The sequence below is a fragment of the Microbacterium meiriae genome (assembly GCF_032364335.1).
GTDB lineage: Bacteria > Actinomycetota > Actinomycetes > Actinomycetales > Microbacteriaceae > Microbacterium > Microbacterium meiriae.
Genome location: NZ_CP133984.1, coordinates 502,175 through 519,499 on the forward strand (window position 1 = coordinate 502,175; position 17,325 = coordinate 519,499).

General features: G+C 70.6%; 20 protein-coding genes. 9 read left to right on the plus strand and 11 right to left on the minus strand.

Going from position 1 to position 17,325, the window contains the following annotated elements; translation table 11 throughout:
* The first annotated feature begins 13 nt into the window (after positions 1 to 13).
* From RI211_RS02260 to RI211_RS02275, 4 genes are read left to right on the plus strand one after another with little or no spacing between them, the layout of a single operon-like run.
* On the plus strand, positions 14 to 316 hold the full coding sequence (locus tag RI211_RS02260; RefSeq protein WP_187663173.1) for an SAV_915 family protein: 303 nt from the start codon (positions 14 to 16) through the stop codon (positions 314 to 316).
* On the plus strand, positions 313 to 609 hold the full coding sequence (locus RI211_RS02265) for a hypothetical protein (protein WP_062635420.1): 297 nt from the start codon (positions 313 to 315) through the stop codon (positions 607 to 609). The genes RI211_RS02260 and RI211_RS02265 overlap by 4 nt, the downstream gene beginning before the upstream one ends.
* Positions 609 to 1,808, plus strand: a complete 1,200-nt coding sequence (locus tag RI211_RS02270; protein ID WP_315638105.1) for a hypothetical protein — start codon at positions 609 to 611, stop codon at positions 1,806 to 1,808. Before RI211_RS02265 ends, RI211_RS02270 begins: the two co-directional genes overlap by 1 nt.
* Entirely contained in the window at positions 1,787 to 2,563 is a 777-nt protein-coding gene (locus tag RI211_RS02275; RefSeq protein WP_315638106.1) for a phosphatidylglycerol lysyltransferase domain-containing protein, read from the plus strand. The genes RI211_RS02270 and RI211_RS02275 overlap by 22 nt, the downstream gene beginning before the upstream one ends.
* A gap of 9 nt (positions 2,564 to 2,572) precedes the next feature.
* On the opposite strand, the gene RI211_RS02280 is transcribed toward RI211_RS02275, so the two are convergent.
* Together RI211_RS02280 and RI211_RS02285 are read right to left on the minus strand one after the other, a co-directional pair.
* The gene (locus RI211_RS02280; RefSeq protein WP_071327719.1) at positions 2,573 to 3,049 is read right to left on the minus strand and encodes a recombinase family protein; all 477 of its coding nucleotides are present in this window, start codon (positions 3,047 to 3,049) and stop codon (positions 2,573 to 2,575) included.
* A gap of 53 nt (positions 3,050 to 3,102) precedes the next feature.
* Entirely contained in the window at positions 3,103 to 4,092 is a 990-nt protein-coding gene (locus RI211_RS02285) for a malate dehydrogenase (RefSeq protein ID WP_315638107.1), read from the minus strand.
* Between the two features lie 51 nt (positions 4,093 to 4,143).
* Here RI211_RS02285 and ypfJ point away from each other — a divergent pair, with 51 nt between their 5' ends.
* The gene (ypfJ, locus tag RI211_RS02290; RefSeq protein ID WP_268777667.1) at positions 4,144 to 5,025 is read left to right on the plus strand and encodes a KPN_02809 family neutral zinc metallopeptidase; all 882 of its coding nucleotides are present in this window, start codon (positions 4,144 to 4,146) and stop codon (positions 5,023 to 5,025) included.
* A gap of 70 nt (positions 5,026 to 5,095) precedes the next feature.
* Complete coding sequence (pip, locus tag RI211_RS02295) at positions 5,096 to 6,067, plus strand: prolyl aminopeptidase (RefSeq protein WP_315638108.1); 972 nt, start codon at positions 5,096 to 5,098, stop codon at positions 6,065 to 6,067.
* Positions 6,068 to 6,076: 9 nt separating this feature from the next.
* On the opposite strand, the gene RI211_RS02300 is transcribed toward pip, so the two are convergent.
* The 5 genes from RI211_RS02300 to RI211_RS02320 all read right to left on the minus strand — a co-directional run bounded on the left by RI211_RS02300 (position 6,077) and on the right by RI211_RS02320 (position 10,557).
* Positions 6,077 to 7,840, minus strand: a complete 1,764-nt coding sequence (locus tag RI211_RS02300; protein WP_315638109.1) for an aldehyde dehydrogenase family protein — start codon at positions 7,838 to 7,840, stop codon at positions 6,077 to 6,079.
* A gap of 67 nt (positions 7,841 to 7,907) precedes the next feature.
* Positions 7,908 to 8,171: a glutaredoxin family protein gene (locus RI211_RS02305; RefSeq protein WP_071327714.1), complete on the minus strand. Its 264-nt coding sequence runs from the start codon at positions 8,169 to 8,171 to the stop codon at positions 7,908 to 7,910.
* Between the two features lie 9 nt (positions 8,172 to 8,180).
* Positions 8,181 to 9,086, minus strand: a complete 906-nt coding sequence (locus tag RI211_RS02310; protein WP_315638110.1) for an alpha/beta fold hydrolase — start codon at positions 9,084 to 9,086, stop codon at positions 8,181 to 8,183.
* Positions 9,083 to 10,060 carry a cation efflux transmembrane domain-containing protein gene (locus RI211_RS02315; protein WP_315638111.1) on the minus strand — a complete coding sequence of 326 codons (978 nt, stop codon included), beginning with the start codon at positions 10,058 to 10,060 and terminating at the stop codon, positions 9,083 to 9,085. Before RI211_RS02315 ends, RI211_RS02310 begins: the two co-directional genes overlap by 4 nt.
* Positions 10,057 to 10,557, minus strand: a complete 501-nt coding sequence (locus RI211_RS02320; protein WP_315638112.1) for a type 2 periplasmic-binding domain-containing protein — start codon at positions 10,555 to 10,557, stop codon at positions 10,057 to 10,059. The genes RI211_RS02315 and RI211_RS02320 overlap by 4 nt, the downstream gene beginning before the upstream one ends.
* 107 nt (positions 10,558 to 10,664) lie before the next feature.
* On the opposite strand from RI211_RS02320, the gene RI211_RS02325 reads away from it, so the two are divergent.
* Positions 10,665 to 11,057 carry an SIP domain-containing protein gene (locus RI211_RS02325; protein ID WP_315638113.1) on the plus strand — a complete coding sequence of 131 codons (393 nt, stop codon included), beginning with the start codon at positions 10,665 to 10,667 and terminating at the stop codon, positions 11,055 to 11,057.
* A gap of 12 nt (positions 11,058 to 11,069) precedes the next feature.
* On the opposite strand, the gene RI211_RS02330 is transcribed toward RI211_RS02325, so the two are convergent.
* Positions 11,070 to 11,525, minus strand: coding sequence for an FAD synthase family protein (locus RI211_RS02330; protein WP_315638114.1), 456 nt, complete (start codon positions 11,523 to 11,525; stop codon positions 11,070 to 11,072).
* A gap of 166 nt (positions 11,526 to 11,691) precedes the next feature.
* Here RI211_RS02330 and RI211_RS02335 point away from each other — a divergent pair, with 166 nt between their 5' ends.
* A complete protein-coding gene (locus tag RI211_RS02335) occupies positions 11,692 to 12,870 on the plus strand; it encodes a glycosyltransferase (protein WP_232089168.1) in 1,179 nt (392 codons plus the stop codon).
* On the opposite strand, the gene rfbD is transcribed toward RI211_RS02335, so the two are convergent.
* From rfbD to rfbA, 3 genes are read right to left on the minus strand one after another with little or no spacing between them, the layout of a single operon-like run.
* Positions 12,867 to 14,285, minus strand: coding sequence for a dTDP-4-dehydrorhamnose reductase (gene rfbD / locus RI211_RS02340; protein ID WP_315638115.1), 1,419 nt, complete (start codon positions 14,283 to 14,285; stop codon positions 12,867 to 12,869). The two genes, RI211_RS02335 and rfbD, sit on opposite strands and share 4 nt — an antisense overlap.
* Positions 14,285 to 15,283 carry a dTDP-glucose 4,6-dehydratase gene (rfbB, locus tag RI211_RS02345; RefSeq protein ID WP_187663185.1) on the minus strand — a complete coding sequence of 333 codons (999 nt, stop codon included), beginning with the start codon at positions 15,281 to 15,283 and terminating at the stop codon, positions 14,285 to 14,287. Before rfbB ends, rfbD begins: the two co-directional genes overlap by 1 nt.
* The gene (rfbA, locus tag RI211_RS02350) at positions 15,280 to 16,152 is read right to left on the minus strand and encodes a glucose-1-phosphate thymidylyltransferase RfbA (RefSeq protein WP_187663186.1); all 873 of its coding nucleotides are present in this window, start codon (positions 16,150 to 16,152) and stop codon (positions 15,280 to 15,282) included. The genes rfbB and rfbA overlap by 4 nt, the downstream gene beginning before the upstream one ends.
* 152 nt (positions 16,153 to 16,304) lie before the next feature.
* On the opposite strand from rfbA, the gene RI211_RS02355 reads away from it, so the two are divergent.
* A complete protein-coding gene (locus tag RI211_RS02355; RefSeq protein ID WP_259953553.1) occupies positions 16,305 to 17,324 on the plus strand; it encodes a glycosyltransferase family 4 protein in 1,020 nt (339 codons plus the stop codon).
* The last annotated feature ends 1 nt before the right edge of the window (position 17,325 follow it).

Sequence of the window (17,325 nt, forward strand, 5' to 3'; positions counted from 1 at the left end):
AGGAGAGACCGAGATGACCTTCGAACCGACGCCGGCCGCAGCGCCGATGGTCCCACCCGTGCTGTACCTGCCCCTGAGCGTGACGTCGACGCCGGAGGAGCAGCTCGTCGAGATCCGGGAGCTGAAGGACGGGCGGCGTGCGCTGCTCGCCTACACCGCCCTGGACCGGCTGCTGGAGCTCGCCGGCGAGCGGCAGCCCTGGGTCCTGGTGCGCACCGAGGACCTCGGTCAGATCAAGGAGGCGCAGCCCTACGACGTCGTCATCTTCGACCTCGACGTGCCCGCGTCCTACCGCCGGAACGGAGCCATCGCATGAGCCGCATCGCGATGGACCCGGAGGTGATGGCCGTCCATGCGGACATGCACGAGGAGGCGGTCGAGCTCATCGAGACGAAGCTCTCCGGCATTCCGACGGCCGTCGACGGCGGACTCGCCTCCGACACGGTCGCCGCCATCATGCAGCGGGTGGGGGAGGGCGTCGACGCCCTGTACCGGATCAACGGCACCCTGGGAGAGATCGTCCGCGCCATCGCCGACGACGCGGAGACGAACGAACAGGACGTGATCGACCAGCTCGACCCGGTCGCGGCCATCGTCGAGGACCTCTGATGACGATCGACACGACCACATACGGCGACGCCGACCAGGTGCAGGCGGCCGCGGACTGGCTCGACCCCGACCTGAAGGACGCCGCGGACGTCTCCTCCAACGTCACGACCTTCATCCCGACCGGCGTGCGCGGGCACTGGTTCGGCGAGTCGGCGGACGACTACGTCACGATCCTCTCGCGCACGACCGACGCCGCGAAGGAGATCAAGGACCTCGCCCGTGACGCCGCCGAGAAGCTCCGGTCGTACGCCGGGCAGCTGCGGCGCATGAAGGAGGACTTCGCGACGCACCGCGACAATGCGCGGGCGGCGGGGCTTCCGGTCAACGGCATGATCATCGGCCGGCCGGTGTCCCTGATCCCGGTGTGCCCCACGTCGAGGGACGACCCCTACTGGGACGAGTGGCAGGAGCACCTCGACCGCATTGAGCTGTACAACGAGATCGCCGCCGACGTCGGCTCCTGGTGGGGCGAGCTCGAGGTCTGGATCAGCGAGAACCTCGACGGCTTCCTCGGGACCATGCCGAGCCAGTCCACGGCGGGCCAGATCCTCGCGGGCCTCGGGAAAGCGGGCGGGGAGCTGCCGAAGGCGTACCTCGAAGGACAGAAGCTCGCCTGGGAGGGAACGGCGGCTGACCTGGTCAACCACGCGGGAGAATTGCGTGAAGGCGCATCGGACTTCGTTCGTGAACTGCGCTCGGGCAACCCCGCTGTGAAGGCGGCCGCCGAGGCGGCCAATCCGAGCGGTATGCGCTGGGCGGCGGACGAAGCCGAAGACCTGGCGAGGGGCTTCTCCCGAGCGAGCAGAGCCCTTCCGCTGGTGGGATGGGGCATCGACGCCTGGAGCTTCGGGTCCGCGATGTCATCCGGGGACGACCCGTCGGCCACCGGCATCCAAATACTCGCCGGTGCCGGCGCCGCCGCAGGAGTCGGGGCGCTCGCAACGGCCGGGGTCATCACCGCCCCGGTGTGGGGTACGGCGCTGCTGGCCACCGGTGCGGCGTTCGCGGTCGGAGCCGGTGCGGTTTGGGCGTACGAGAGCTGGGTACCCCAGGACGTTCGGGAGGCGATCGACGCCGGGCTGGCGGATGGGTGGGATGCTACCGCCGACTTCGCCGAGGACGCGTGGGAGAACACCAGCGATTTCGTCGGCGACGTCGGACACAACATCGGCAAGGCGTGGAAGGGTCTGTTCGGGTGATACAGCAGGAGAAGACGAACTCGGAGACCATCTGGGTCCGCGGTCATGCCGGCTGGCAAGGTCAGCAACGTGCGACGACGGGGCTGGTCCTCTTTGCAGCAGTGTTCAGCCTCTTCGCGCTCCTTTTCAGCATGATCCTGTTCGCTGCCCCGGCACCAGCGCTGAAGCTGGTGGGTGTCGGCGTTCTCGCCGCGGTCGCTGTGGGACTTTGGCTGCTGGTGGCCCACATCCGTGTACCTCGCACGCGGATCGTCCGGGTCTCGGTGGCCGGCCCGGAGGTCGTCTTCGCCGGTGTCGGTGCGATCATCTGGCCCCTGCGCGCCTTCGCTCCCGTCGGAGCGATCCTCCTCGCGAGCGGGGTATGGAGTGTCTTCACGTCGTCCCCGGACACGGTCACGATGCGCACGCTCCTGGGCATTCTCTTGATCGGCCTGATCATGTTGATCGCCGGTACATGGTTCTGGTTTCGCGCCCCTGCGGCACATCGTCTGATACTCCGTCCCGAGGGGCTGGACCTGCGGATCCCGCGCAACAATGCGACCTTGAAATGGGAAGACGTGACCGGTGCTTCCCTCGAACGCAACCGTGTCTTCCTGCGGACGGCGAGCGTGCGGCCCTCATCCTGGGCGGTCACGGACCTCGCCAGCGACCCGGTCCTCTTGGCCGAACTCGTCACGTACTACGCGAACCGTCCCGACGCCCGTTCGGAGATCGGTGCGGGCACGCTCGCCCGCCTGCGGTCCGGGGACTTCTAGCGGCGCCTCTCAGCGGGCGCCGGCGGCGTCGGCGAGATGACGCGCCTCGTGGCCGAGGACCTTCACGATGATCCCGTGTCGCCGGAGCTCGGCGACCGTGCGGGCGCCCTCCTCGGCGTCGAGCCCCAGGGCCCGGATGTTCGCCACCACGACCACGTCTCCGGTCCGGAGCGTCGAGATGAGCCGCGCGAGGCGGTCGTTCCAGCTCTCCAGGATGTCCGGCGCCGGGTGACGGAAGCCCTCGATGGGCACGCCGAAACGGGTGAGGTCGGCGCGCTGCTCGACGACCGACGGCATGCCCTCACGAGCGACGACGAGGCCTACCAGGCGGGAGCCCGCGGGACGCGCGGTCCAGAAGTTGCGGTTCTGCTGCAGCTCCGTGAAGCACTTCGGGCACGTTGCTGCGTCGTGCGGGAGGTGGAGCGGGCTCGTCAGCGCATCGTCGAGAGACGGCGTCGTGCCCGCCGGGTCCATCGTGTCGCTCATCCCGCACCTCCGCCCTCTATTCTGCCCTGCCGGGGCGTCCCGCGGCGACCGGATCAGAGCAGTCCGAGGGCACGGACCGCCTCCCGCTCCTCCACGAGCTCCGCGACCGAGGCGTCGATGCGCGTGCGGGCCCAGTCGTCGATCTCCAGGCCCTCCACGATGCGCCACTCGCCGTCGACGGACTGCACGGGGAACGAGGAGACGAGCCCCTCCGGAACGTCGTACTCTCCGCGCGAGACGACGGCGGCGGAGGTCCAGTCCTCGGTCCCGCGGACCCAGTCGCGCACATGGTCGATCGTCGCGCTCGCGGCGGAGGCGACGGAGGACGACCCGCGGACCTCGATGATCTCCGCGCCGCGCTTGGCGACCCGGGGGATGAACGTCTGCTCCAGCCACGCCGGGACGTCGCCGACGATCCGCTCCAGGGCGTCCTGCACGGGCTTCCCGCCGACGGTCGCGTGCGACACGTCAGGGAACTGCGTGGCAGAGTGGTTGCCCCAGATGGGCACCCGCCGGACTGTGTGCACGGGGGCGCCGAGCGTCTGGGCGAGCTGGGCCCGTGCGCGGTTCTCGTCCAGCCGCGTGAGGGCGGTGAAGCGGTCGGCGGGCACGCCGTCGGCCGCCGCGGAGGCGATCAGGGCGTTCGTGTTGGCGGGGTTGCCCACCACGGTCACGCGGACGCCGGGGTCGGCGTTCGCGGCGATGGCGGCGCCCTGCGGCCCGAAGATGCCGCCGTTCGCGGCCAGCAGGTCGCCGCGCTCCATGCCGGGGCCGCGGGGGCGGGCGCCCACGAGCAGGGCGAGGTCGCATCCGTCGAAGCCGACCGCGGCGTCGTCGGTCACCTCCACGTGCTCGAGCAGGTCGAAAGCGCCGTCCTGCAGCTCCAGCGCCGCGCCCTCCGCAGCGCCGAGTCCCTGCGGGATCTCCAGCAGCCGCAGCCGCACCTTCTCATCCGGACCGAGCATGTCGCCGGCGGCGATGCGGAAGAGGAGCGCGTAGCCGATCTGTCCGCCCGCGCCGGTGATGGTGATCGTGGTGGCCATGCCACGAGCCTACGTCCGTCAGGGTGTCGGCGCGCGGAGTACCCTCGACGCATGACGTTCAATCCCGACGCCGACCTCTCCCGCAACACCACGCGCCGCCGCGGACGCACGGCGGCGATCGCGGGCGGCACCGGCATCGGCGTGCTCGGTCTCCTCGCCCTCATCGCCGGCCCCCTGCTGGGCATCGACCTCAGCGGACTGGTCGGTGGCGCGCCCGGGGGCGGGAGCGAACCCGCCGGCGGTTCGGCCATCGAGAACTGCGACACCGGTGCCGACGCGAACGCGAACGCCGAGTGCCGGCTCGCAGGCGCTCAGCTCGCACTGGACGCGTTCTGGGGGGACAACGTCGAGGGCTACCGGGCTCCGCAGAACATCGTCGTCGACGGCGCGACATCCACGCAGTGCGGAACGGCCTCCAATGCCGTGGGGCCCTTCTACTGCCCGCCGGAGGAGACCGTCTACATCGATCCCACCTTCTTCCAGCTCATGCAGGAGCAGTTCGGGGCCTCGGCCGGAAACCTCGCGCAGCTCTACATCATCGGGCACGAGTGGGGGCACCACATCCAGAACATCACCGGGACGATGGACCAGTACCCGAACAACGGCACCGGTCCCGGCAGCAACGGCGTGCGCATGGAGCTGCAGGCCGACTGCTACGCCGGCGGCTGGCTCGGCCGCATGACCGAGCAGACCGACGCCGACGGCGATCCCTACCTGGAGAAGCCGACGGAGACGCAGATCGAGGACGCCCTGAACGCGGCGGCCGCGGTCGGAGACGACCACATCCAGGAGCAGGCCGGCATGGTCAATCCGGAGAGCTGGACGCACGGCTCCAGCGCGCAGCGTCAGCGCTGGTTCGCGGAGGGATACCAGAACGGGCTCGACGCGTGCGGGCAGGTGTTCACCCTTCCCGCCGATCAGCTCGACCCGTAGGCCCGGTGATCCCGCCGTTGTCAGATAACGTGGACTCGGCAGGACCGCACGACCGGTTGGGGGACCGAACATGACGAACACCGAAGGGCTCTATCCGTCCATCGAGCCGTACGAGACCGGGGTGCTGCTCGTCGGCGACGGGCACCGCGTGGCCTGGGAGATCAGCGGCAACCCCGAGGGCAAGCCCGTGGTCTTCCTCCACGGAGGTCCGGGTAGCGGGACGTCGCCGTGGCAGCGGCAGTTCTTCGACCCCGAGGCCTACCGGATCGTCCTCCTCGATCAGCGCGGGTGCGGTCGGAGCACGCCGTCCGCCGCGGAGCCCGATGCCGATCTCCGGCACATCACCACCGCGCACCTCATCGCCGACCTCGAGCTCCTGCGCAAGAACCTCGGCATCGAGAGCTGGCAGGTGTTCGGCGGGTCCTGGGGGAGCGCCCTCGCGCTGGCCTACGCTCAGGCCCACCCGGATGTCGTCTCCGAGCTGATCCTGCGCGGCATCTTCACCCTGCGTCGCGCCGAGCTCGAGTGGTTCTACGAGGGCGGGGCGGCGGCGCTGTTCCCCGACCTGTGGGAGGACTTCATCGCGCCGATCCCGGTCCTGGAGCGCTCGCGGATGATCGAGGCGTATCACCGGCGGCTGTTCGACCCGGACCCGGCGGTCCATGAACCGGCGGCCCTCGCGTGGGCGGCGTGGGAGGCGGCGACCGTCACGCTGCGCCCCGACCCGGAGCAGATCGCGGCGATGGCCGATCCCCGCCGGGCCGTCGCTTTCGCACGCATCGAGAACCACTTCTTCGTGCACCGCGGCTGGTGGGCCGAGGGGCAGCTGCTCGCTGGGATCGACGCCATCCGGCACATCCCGACCGTGATCGTGCAGGGCCGCCACGACGTGGTCACGCCGATGATGACGGCGTGGGACCTGCACCGGGCTTGGCCGGAAGCCGACTTCCAGGTGGTCGACGACGCGGGCCATTCCGCCGCCGAACCCGGCATCCGCGCGGCTCTCCGCGCCGCGACCGATCGGTTCCGGCCCGAGGCCTGACGCGTCCCCTCAGGCGCGGAGCGCGCGCATCAGGGTCTTCACGAGGCCGACGGCGCCGCCGTCCGCGCGATGGCGGGTGAGGCCCTCGCTCACGGCCGCGCCGGTGCGGGAGGAGACGAACCACGGCGGCTTCGGGAGGATGGTCAGGCGTCCGCCGCCGTTGGCCACGGGCAGCGAGCGCGGGAACGGTCGGAAGGGGCCGCGCAGCACGGAGCGCTCCACCCGATCCAGCAGCAGGGCATTGTGGACGACGCCGATGCCGCTGCCGACGTCGTCGATCGTGCCGCCGGGGAAAGCGCCCCAGGTGAGGGTCGGGGTGATGAACCCGAAGGCGGTCCACCCGTTGATCGCGATCGAGCCGTAGTGCAGGGCGGTGAGCGCCCGCTCGAACCCGCTGCCGAGCGCCTTCTCGGTGGCCGGGTCGATGAGCAGGTTCGCGCCGAGCGTGCCCTGCAGCTTCTCGTTCGCGTGGGCGACCGCGGCGTCGAGGAACTCCTGGCCGGTGCCCGGAAGGCTCACCACGCCGAGGACCGGGGCGAAGTACTCCGTGCTCTCCAGGGCGGCGGGGTCCTCATCGCCGTCGATCTCGACGAGGAGCCGGTCCCCGAGCACGAGCGCGTCCGGGTAGTCGTCCGTGGCGGCCTGCATGCGGGAGGGGGCGCCGGGGTACCAGATGGGGCGCTCCGGAGCGGTGGCGTAGGCGTGGCGCAGCGCGGCGCGGAAGTCGTCGGCCTGGTCCCAGTCGGCGGAGAGGATGACGACCTGCCCCGCGATGCAGTTGTGGCCGCTGTTCTGCAGCCGCATGGTCGCGATGTGCTCGGCCTGATACGCGAGGTCGGCGGCCGTCCACTTCCCGGGCACGACGATGATGGGGGAGACCCCGCCGAGCTCGGCGGTGATGGGCTTCTTCAGCAGCGGGCGGTTCTCGCGGCGGCGGCGCTTCGTCGCCGCCGCGCCGTCACCGGAGGACGGCCCCCAGACGATGGTGTCGAACGTCGCCGCCGAGCCGGTGATGTGCACGTGCGCGAGGCCCGGGTGCTGGGTGAGATACGCGCCGGCCGCCGGGCCCCCGCGCACGATCCGCAGCAGTCCGGGCTCGATGAGCGGGGCGAGCGCGCGCTTGTAGACGGGGACCAGGGCGTCCTGCGTGGGGTTCACCTTCAGCAGGGCGGTGCGGTTGTGGGCGAGCAGTTCGTACAGCACGTCCAGCACGGGGATGGAGGTCACGTTCCCGGCGCCGAGCACGAGGCCCACGCCGCCGGACACCGTCGGCGTGCGCTGGGCCAGACCCGCACCCGCCCTGGCGGCGTTCGGCGTGGTCCCCGGCTCGAGCCAGACCTCGCCGGTGAATCCGGACAGCAGGAACCGGTCGATGCCGGTGAGAGGGAAGGCATGCACGCGTGCCCGGCCACCGGGCGCCCGGTCGACCCGGATGCCGTCCAGTGGATTGGCCCCGTTCGCGATCCGGGTCAGCGTGGCGATCGAGGCGTCGAGCGCCCCGAGGACGCTGTACGGACCGCTCAGCCACTCCTCGCCGCGGAGCGGATGCCGCGCGTCCAGGCCCTTGGAGGCGGCGGCGGTCGTCGCCCAGTCCTCGGCGGTCGCGGCGACGCTCGTGCGGACCTGCCGGAGCAGCGTCGCGCGCTGCGCCACGGTGAGCGCGGTCCACACCGACGTCCCTGTCTGCAGGTCGGCGACGGCGGCGTCGAGCCGCTCCGCCTCGCCTTCCCCGAGAGCGGGAACGGCAGGCGCTGTCGTGGGCGCAGAAGTCATCGGCGTCTCCTTCGAACGGGCTTTCAGCTTAGGCGTCCGCGCGGAGATCCGCCGAGTGGCGAGACGATCAGATGAGCGAGAGCTCGCGCAGCTTCGACTCCACGTCGGCGTTCGACGGCTCGACGTGGTGCGAGGCGTCGGGGTAGACGACGACGGGGATGTTCGTGCGGCCGGAGATGTCCTTCGCGATGTCGGCGGCGTCGGGGTCGGCGACCAGGTCGACGTAGGTGTACGCGACGCCGAGCTCGTCGAGCTGCTTCTTCGTGCGGATGCAGTCGCGGCACCAGTCGGCGCCGAACATCGTGATGGTGTCGGAGGCGGGGTTGGTCATGCCTCCAGCCTACGTCCGTGGGGGAGGGGCGGCTCCGAAGAAGCCCGCCAGTGCGGCGGCGAGAGGTTCTGGCGCCTCCTCCGCCATGTGGTGCCCGCTGTCGATGCCGTGGCCGCGGACATCGTCGGCCCAGTCCCGCCAGATGCGGAGAGGGTCGCCGTAGAGCTCTTCGAGATCGTCGCGTTCCGACCAGAGCACGAGCGCGGGCATCGCGAGTCGGCGCCCGGCGGCGCGATCCGCCTCCTCGTGTGTGCGGTCGATCGTGAGACCGGCGCGGTAGTCCTCGAGCATCGCCCGGATGACCGACGGCTGCCGCACCGCGTGCAGGAACTCGGCATGGTTCGCCGCGCCCATCGTCGCCGGGTCGGCCTTGGGGGCGTACCAGGCCTCCGGGTCCGCGCCGATGACGCGCTCCGGGATGTCCGGCTGGGCGAAGAAGAACCAGTGCCACCAATGCACGGCGAAGGTCGCGTCGCAGCGGCGAAGGTGCTCCGAGATCGGCAGGCAGTCCAGCAGCGCGACCTGTTCCACGGTCTCCGGGTGATCGAGGGCGAGCCGTAGCGCGACGTAGCTGCCTCGGTCGTGCCCGACAAGGCGGAAGCGGTCGTGACCGAGTCTCTCGGCGACGGCGCGGATGTCTCGGGCGACGGCACGCTTGGAATGGGCCGAGTGATCGGAGGTGGGCGCCGGGCCGCGGGAGCGTCCATAGCCGCGCAGGTCGGGGCAGATCACGGTGAAGCCGCGCTCGACGAGCAGGGGAGCCACCCGATGCCACGTCGCCGAGGTGCGGGGGTGACCGTGCAGGAGCACCACGGGCGGTCCCGAGCCACCGTGACGGACGAGGATGTCCGCCTCGGAGGTCGGGATCCGAGTGGTCGTGAAGCCGGGGAACAGCGCCTCGTCGGCGGCGCTCATCGCCCGGGGTCCGCTTCGGCCGGCAGCTCCTCGACCGGGATGATCACGACGTCCTGCACCTTCCAGTCCAAGTCGGCGATGCCCTCGGATGCGGCGGTCAGGTCGGCCGTGCGGACGGTCCGGTGATGCGGCACGACGAAGGCCTCGATGTGGAACACCTGGCCCTGATCCCGCATGCGCACGGCAGCCTGATCCACCCAGGGGCGGCTGCGCAGGTAGGAGACGACATCGCGGGCCAGCGGATGCGGCTCCGCGCTGTCGAAGGTGCGGGCCTGCTGATCCATGAGATCGACGATGGCCGTCTTCGTGTTGCGGAAGCCGTCCCAGATGATGCCGAGCGAGATGAAGAGCGCCGCGGCGCCGTCGAGCCACCAGATTCCCGCGCCCACACCGAGCACGCCGACGATCGAGGCGACCGTCGTCTGCCAGTCCGCCTTCGCCATGTCGGCGTCGGCGTAGAGCAGCTTGTTGTGCAGGACGGGAGCGAGCTTGGCCTTGGCCGGACCGTAGAAGAACACCGGTCCGACGATCACGACGGCCATGACGGCGACCATGAGCCAACCGAGCCAGATCGTCTGCCCGAACAGCTGCACCGTGCCGATGGTCGGGTGCTCCCCCCGGAGGAGTCCGGCGACGGCCTCGACGGCGAGGTTGAGGCCGACCGCGAGGAGCGCGACACCGGCGACGAGGTGCCCGACGCCCATCACGCGGTGCAGGCCGTAGGGGTGCTTCCGGGTGGGGCGGCGCCGCACGAACACCAGGGCGAGAAGGAACGCGAACTGCGGGATCAGGGACAGCATGTCCTCGATCCACGCGGTGCGCATCGCCTGGGACTCGCCCACGACGAGCGCGATCACGGTGATCGTGATCGAGGTGTAGACGATCGTGAAGATCTCCCAGCGCACGGCTTTCCGGGTCGCCTGCTGCTGTTCGTCGGGGAGTTCGGTGCGCCCGAACCGCTTCGTCTCGGTCATCGATCGGCCTCACCGTCGAGGTAGGTCTCGAGGGCCGAGAGGAAGGCGTTCTCGCCCAGGGGGACGAGCATCACGAGCTCCCGACCGCCCGCGCCCTCGATCCCGGGATAGCCGCGGGTCACGCCCGCCTTGTCGATCCACGGGGTGTCCGGGGTCAGGCCGCCGGCGACGAGATCGAGGTCGCCGGTCTCCAGCATGCCCACCAGGCTCTCCTCGGTCGCGACCGTCCAGGTGACGTGGGCGTCCAGGCTCGCGGCGAAGCCGTCGACGAGGGCGACGACCGGCCCGTGGGGCCGGCCGCCGTCTGTCTCGACCAGGCCGGGGTCGGGCGAGGTGCCGACCCGCAGCTCTCCGCCCGTGACTCGGTCCAGGGTGCCGTCCGGGTCTGCGGGGACCGTCGCTCCGCACCCGCTCAGGGCTGCGGCCACGATCAGGCCGACCAGGGCGCCGACCAGGTGGCGTCCGGCGGGCGTGCGTCGAATCCTCTCACTGCTCATGGACTCAGGATGACGCGTGGCGCCGTCCGGGTAAAGGTGTTGACGAGCGCCGTCGCGGAGGACTCACGGCTCTTGATGGTAAGGATAGCCTTACCTATAGTGGAGGCATGAGCAGCGCGTGCGAGCACCTCGAGGATCCGGACTGGGAAGCGATGGAGGGAGCCGTCCTCATCGCCGGGGACGCCGCCGATGTCGGAGCCATCGCTCGTGTCGCGTCCCGGCTCCCGTGGGATGCGCACGGCGTCATCATCATCGAGGCGGCGGCCCGTATCCAGTTCCGGCACATCGACGTCCCCCAGGGGGTCTCGGTCCGCTGGCTCCTGCGCGCCGAGGGGCCGCGCGCCCATGCCCGCGGCGAGCGTCTCGCGAACGCCGTCTACGCGTGGTGCCTGGAGTGGACGTGCAGTGAGCCCCCGGAGCACTGGACGGTGTGGCTCGGCCCGCACACCCCGCCGCACGTGGCGCGGATGGCACGCAGCCTCCTCGGCGTCGCGAACTGACCGACGCCGGCTTCAGCGGGTCCCGCCGACCACCGACGCCGTGGCGTTCGCGGTGATCGCGTCGAGCGCGCGGCGGAGCGCCGAGCTCGACGTGTGCGCGGTGTACGGGAAGTAGACGACCTCGACGCCCACCTCCGCGAACTCGCTCTCCAGCCGCAGGCCCTTCTCGGTGCCGCGCCAGTCGTCGCCCTTGAAGAAGTGCGTGAAGCGCACGTCGCGCCAGGAGTCCATCTTCGACGGCGTCGTCTCGACGTAGACGTCGTCGACGAAGGAGATGTGCCGCACGATCTCCGCACGCTCGGCGGTCGGGATGACCGGCTCGATCCCCTTGACCTGACGCAGCATCTCGTCGCTCACGACACCGGCGATCAGGATGTCGCAGTGCTGTTTGGCGTGCCGCAGCAGATTGAGGTGCCCGACGTGAAACAGGTCGAAAGCTCCGACGGCATAGCCGATACGCGTCCCCATGATCTCCCCAGATCGATCATTCCCCAGTCGAACGGATCCCCACCCGTTCGTCGCGACTCCCACAGCCGCAGACGACACTCTAGCAGGAACATGTCCTGCGGCCCATAGGAACCCATGGAACGATGGATGCCGGAGCCGATGGGGCTGCGGAACGAAGGGGACCACGTTGGGGGCAGGGGTCACGGTCATCGTGCCGACGTACAACGAGCGCGACAACGTCGCCGAACTCGTGGAGCGGACGGCGGCGGCATTGGCGGGAAGGGACGCCGAGATCCTCTTCATCGACGACAGCACCGATGACACCGCGGCCGAGGTGGAGCGCCTCGCGGCCGACGCCCCGATCGCGGTCCGGGTGCTCCATCGCGCGGACAACGTCGGGGGCCTCGGCGGCGCGGTCGTCGTCGGCCTGGGGGCCGCGAACGGCGACGTCTGCATCGTGATGGACGGCGACCTCCAGCATCCGCCGGAGCTCCTGCCGACCCTGCTGGACCGGTACGCGGACGGCGACGCGGACGTCGTCGCCGCCTCCCGCTACATCGGCGGCGGAGACACCAGCGGCCTCGGGACGGCCGTGCGCTTCGGCGTCTCCCGCGCCGCCACCTGGCTGACCCGCGCGATGTTCCCGCGGCGGCTCGCCCGGAGCACCGATCCGATGACCGGGTTCTTCCTCGTCGACCGGCGGCGACTCGATCTCGCCGCCCTGCGGCCGCAGGGCTTCAAGATCCTCCTGGAGATCCTCGCCCGCACCGATCTGCGGATCGCGGAGGTCCCGATGGAGTTCGGTGAACGCCGGCACGGCACCTCGAAGGCGAGCCTCCGGCAGGGGGCCACGTTCATCGCCCACCTGGCACGGCTGCGCTTCGGAAAGATGTCCCTGTTCGCCGCGATCGGCGTCCTCGGCGCCATCGCGAACCTCGCGATCATGTGGGCGCTGACCGCCGCGGGCGTGCCCTACGTGTGGGCGGCGATCATCGGCGCCGAGGTCACGATCGTGGGCAACTTCCTGCTGCAGGAGCGGTTCGTCTTCGCGGACATGCGCACCGACGCCCGCAGCGCCGCGGCACGCTTCGCGGCCTCGTTCACGTTCAACAACGTCGAGGCGGCCCTGCGCATCCCGGTGATGGCGCTCATGGTCGAGACGTGGCACATCTCCAGCGTGCTCGCCACGGCGCTCTCGCTCGTCGTGGCGTTCTTCGCCCGCTTCCTCTTCCACTCGCTCGTCGTGTACGCGCCCCGTCGGCGACGGGAGGAGCGGGAGGCGGCGGGTGAGCCGGAGCCGGACACCGCGACCCTGCGCATCATCCGCGCCATCGACGCGGAGGCGATGAAGCCGGGCGAGCTCTAGGCGTCGTCGGCGGACAGGTAGTCCGCGAGGGCCGCATCCGCATCCCTCGGCGTCCAGCCGGTGGCCGTGATCCGGGCGAGGTCCAGGACGCTGTTGCGCGGACGCGGCGCGATCGGTCCGGCCTGGTCGGCGAAGTACTCCTCCGTCGTCACCGGGGTGACCGCGGCCGGGTCGTGCCCGGTCAGCCGGTAGACCGCGCGGGCGATGTCGGCCCAGGAGCGCGGTTCGCCGCCCCCGGTCACGTTGTAGAGCCCGAACGGCGCCGAGACGTCGAGCAGGTGCCGGATGGCCGCGGCAAGGTCCGCCGTGAAGGTGGGCCGCCCGATCTGGTCGCCGACGACCCGCGGCGCGACGCCCCGCTCCGCCAGCGAGGCCATCGTCCGCACGAAGTTGCGGCCGTCGCCGATCACCCAGGAGGTACGCAGGATGTAGTGACGGGGCACGGTCGCGACGATCGCGTCCCCCGCCGCTTTCGTCTGCCCGTAGACGCCGAGCGGCCGGACCTCGTCCGTCTCCGTGTAGGGGCCGTCCTTCGTGCCGTCGAACACGTAGTCGCTGGACACGTGCACGAGCGTGAGGCCGTTCTCGGTCGCGATGCGGGCGAGCGCGGACACGCCCGTGACGTTCGCCGCCCAGGCCTCGGCCCGCCCCTCCGCGGTCTCGGCGTGGTCGACGGCCGTGTAGGCGGCCGCGTTGATGATCGTCCCGTAGTCGCGCCAGCGCCGTGCGACGGCCAGCTCGGGGTCGCGGAGGTCGAGCGTCTCCCTGGTCGTGTACTCGACGTGCTCCGCGTCCCCGAGAGCCGCCCGCAACGCCAGGCCGAGCTGACCGGACGCCCCGACGACGAGGGTCTTCCGCGGGCCGATCGGGGTCACGTCGGCCAGTCGAGGATGCGCCCGGTCCTTCGGGGAGATCTCGACCTGGTCGAGCGGGATCGGCCACGCGATGGCCGCCGTCTCGTCGGCGAGATTGAGGAAGGAGTACGCCGCGTCCGGCGACCAATGGTCGTTCACCAGGTAGGTGTAGGCGGTGTCCGCTTCGAGCGTCTGGTACGAATTGCCGACGCCGCGAGGCACGAGGATGGCGCGCGACGGGTCGATCTCCGCCGTGAAGACGCGCCCGAAGGTCTCGCCCGCCCGCAGATCGACCCAGGCGCCGAAGATCCGGCCGGTGGCGACGGAGACCCACTTGTCCCACGGTTCGGCATGGATGCCGCGGGTGGTGCCGATCGCGTCGTTGAACGAGATGTTGTTCTGCACGGGGCCGAAGTCCGGAAGGCCGGCGGCGACCATCTTCTCGCGCTGCCAGTTCTCCTTGAACCAGCCGCGGGCATCGCCGTGCACCGGGAGGTCGACGAGGAGCAGGCCGGGGATCGGCGTCTCGGTGATCGTGAGCGCCTTGCCGAACGCGGTCATCACTGCCCCCGGGCGGCGTAGAACGACTCCGTGGCGTCCTTGGCCGGCGCCCACCAGTCCTCGTTCGCGCGGTACCACTCGATGGTGGAGGCGAGGCCCGACTCGAAGTCGGAGAACCGCGGCGCCCAGCCGAGCTCGGTGCGCAGCTTCGTGGAGTCGATGGCATAGCGCAGATCGTGACCGGCGCGGTCCGTGACGTGGTCGTAGGCGTCGGCGGGCTGGCCCATCTGCGTGAGGATCAGCTCGACGACGGACTTGTTGTCCTTCTCGCCGTCGGCGCCGATCAGGTACGTCTGGCCGATCTCGCCCTTCTCCAGGATCGTGAGGACGGCCGAGGAGTGGTCGTCGGCATGGATCCAGTCGCGCACGTTCTGTCCGGCGCCGTACAGCTTGGGTCGGATCCCGCGCAGCACGTTCGTGATCTGGCGCGGAATGAACTTCTCCACGTGCTGGTACGGGCCGTAGTTGTTCGAGCAGTTGGAGATCGTCGCCTGCACGCCGAACGAGCGCACCCAGGCGCGCACGAGCAGGTCGCTGCCGGCCTTCGTGGACGAGTACGGCGACGAGGGGTTGTACGGCGTCTGCTCCGTGAACCGTGCCGGGTCGTCGAGCTCGAGGTCTCCGTACACCTCGTCGGTGGAGATGTGGTGGAACCGGCGATCATGCCGACGGGCGGCCTCCAGCAGCGTGTACGTGCCGATGATGTTGGTGTCGAGGAACGGCCGCGGGTCGTGCAGCGAGTTGTCGTTGTGGGACTCGGCGGCATAGTGGACGACCGCGTCGGTCCGGGCGAACAGGCTGTCGACGAGCGCGGCGTCGGCGATGTCCCCCTCGACGAGTTCGACCCGGTCGGCGGGGAGACCAGCGAGCGAGGCGCGGTTGCCGGCGTAGGTGAGCTTGTCCAGCACGGTCACGTGCGCGTCCGTGTGCGCGACCACGTGGTGCACGAAGTTCGATCCGATGAAGCCGGCGCCGCCGGTCACGAGCAGGCGGGTCATCGAGCGCCCCTTTCGAGCAGTCCGAGCAGGTAGGTTCCGTAGCCCGACTTCACGAGGGCTTCCGCGCGCGTCCGAAGCGCCTCGTCGTCGAGGAAGCCCTGACGCCAGGCGACCTCCTCCGGCACGCCGATCTTCATCCCCGTGCGGCGCTCCATCGTGCGCACGTAGTCGGCGGCGTCGGTCATCTGGTCGAAGGTCCCGGTGTCCAGCCACGCTGTCCCGCGGGGGAGGACCTCGACCTGCAGCTTGCCCCGTTCGAGGTAGGCCCGGTTCACGTCCGTGATCTCGTACTCCCCGCGAGCGCTGGGCGCCAGGTTGCGAGCGATCTCGATGACGTCGTTGTCGTAGAAGTACAGGCCGGGCACCGCGTAGTTGCTCTGCGGGGCGGCGGGCTTCTCCTCCAGGGAGACGGCCTGGCCGTCGGCGTCGAACGCCACGACTCCGTAGGCTTCCGGCTCCGCCACCCAGTACGCGAAGACCGCGCCACCGTCGATGTCCGCGAAGCGCTTGAGCTGCGTGCCGAGGCCCGGCCCGTAGAGCAGATTGTCGCCGAGGACCAGCGCGACGCTGTCGTCGCCGATGAAGTCCGCGCCGATGGTGAACGCCTGGGCGAGGCCGTCCGGCGACTCCTGCTGCGCGAAGGACAGGGAGACGCCGAACTGGGAGCCGTCTCCCAGCAGCCGCTCGAAGTGCGCGGCGTCGTGCGGCGTCGTGATGATGAGGATCTCCCGGATCCCGGCGAGCATCAGGGTCGACAGCGGGTAGTACACCATCGGCTTGTCGTAGACCGGGATCAGCTGCTTCGAGACCCCCAGCGTGATGGGGTGCAGCCGCGTGCCCGAGCCGCCCGCCAGAATGATGCCCTTCATATATGTCCCCCTCGTGAAACATCGATGCTCGTGGCGGCGTCACTGAGAGGACGGCCATCCCCTGCCGTCCGACGACCCCCACAGTCGTACGCTCGACTCTAGCGGAGAACTCGCCCTTTACACCGCCGGGGCCGAGGTCCATAGTGGGCCTCGTGGGATCCGAGGACAGCCCGGCGCTGTCCGTCACCTGGGCGCACCGTGCCGAGCAGTCGGCATCCGCCTGGGCGCGCGCACACGCCAGGGGAGAGGTTCCGAGCGTCTGGCCCTACGGGCTGGACGCTCTTCGCGACCACGCCGTCGTGGAGGTGGATGAGCTCCCCGACCCCGGCCGGATCGCACGGCTCCGCGCACGCGCCGGCGTCGGCCCGCGGCCCCGTGCCGGGTTCGCCATCGCGTGGGACGAGAACACCGCCTATCGTCTGCAGATCCTGCGGCCGCGGACGCGGTACGCCGCTGGCGTCATCTGGCTCACCGACATGGCGGCGGCCGGCGCTGCACCCGGTCGACTGGTGGCGATGCTGCGGGCGGCCACGGCGCTCTGGGTGCTGAGCGAGGCACAGGTCGTGCCCCTGCAACGGCTCCTCGGGGCCGACGCGCCCCGCATCTTCGTCGTGCCGTTCGGGATCGACCACGAGTTCTTCGGCGCGCAGCCACCCGCCGCCCGACCCCGGATCGTCAGCGCCGGCAACGATCGCGACCGGGATCCCGCGACGCTGTACGCCGCGCTCGCCCTGGTCCTCGCTGCGCGCCCGGGAGTCGATGTCGTCGTGCAGTCGCCCTCCGCGCTGCCGCCTCCGGAGGGCGTCCGGCTCGTGCGTCGGCTGCCGCACACGGAGCTCCGCGATCTGTACGCGACGGCGAGCGTCGTGGTGACCGCGACCCGCCCCAACCTGCACGCGTCAGGGATGACGGTGGCGCTGGAGGCTCTGGCCACGGCCCGCCCCGTGGTGGTCTCGGACACCCCTGGCATGCGCGATTACGTCAGCGCCCGCACCGGTGTCCTCGTCCCGCCGGAGGAGCCGGAGGTGCTGGCGGAAGCGCTGCTCGGAATGCTGGACGATCCCGACCGCGCCGCCGAGCTGGGTCGGCAGGGCCGGATCGAGGTCGAGCGCCGCTTCACGACCGCGACGATGGTCGACGCCCTCGTCCGCGGTCTCCGAGCGGACGGCTGAC